The organism is Ruthenibacterium lactatiformans, from assembly GCF_000949455.1.
Taxonomy (GTDB): Bacteria; Bacillota; Clostridia; order Oscillospirales; family Ruminococcaceae; genus Ruthenibacterium; species Ruthenibacterium lactatiformans.
Window position 1 is genome coordinate 1 of sequence record NZ_JXXK01000106.1, and the last position, 617, is coordinate 617.

The window sequence follows — 617 nt, forward strand, 5'->3', positions numbered from 1 at the left end:
CACAGGGTGGTTTCGCGCAGCGAAATGCCGCGCGCGATTTTGCGCGGCAAACCCAAAAGGCGGGGCCGATGACCGGCCAGCCCGGTTTCGCCGCAGGCGAAATGCGACCGAACGGGAGCAAGGGCCGGGGTTTTGCCGTTGGGGCCCCGGCGCGGCGCAGCCGTGACGGGAACGGCAAAACGTCGGCCCCTGTGGGGCCGATGACCGGCCAGCCCGGTTTCGCCGCAGGCGAAATGCGACCGAACGGGAGCAAGGGCCGGGGTTTTGCCGTTGGGGCCCCGGCGCGGCGCAGCCGTGACGGGAACGGCAAAACGTCAGCCCCTGTGGGGCCGATGACCGGCCAGCCCGGTTTCGCCGCAGGCGAAATGCGACCGAACGGGAGCAAGGGCCGGGGCGGGAACGGAAGCCGCGTGTGGGAAAAGAGGAAGGCCTCCGCTTTCGCGGGGCCGATTACGAAATCTGCCGATGGCGTTACTTTCTTAATGTTAAGAAAGTAACCAAAGAACACCGGGGGCGTTCCGTTCGGCTAAAAAATCATGATTTCAAATTCCGTATCAAATCATGATTTTTCTTCACGCCTCTCTCCGAGGCCCCCGGGCCCCCAACGGCAAATAAGG

At 64.0% G+C, this 617-nt stretch carries 1 protein-coding gene; it reads left to right on the top strand.

The window, feature by feature from the left end; all coding sequences use genetic code 11:
- Positions 1–497, top strand: a 497-nt coding sequence (locus tag TQ39_RS21525; protein ID WP_420865204.1) for a hypothetical protein, incomplete at its 5' end; no start/stop codon positions are given.
- Positions 498–617 lie beyond the last annotated feature (120 nt).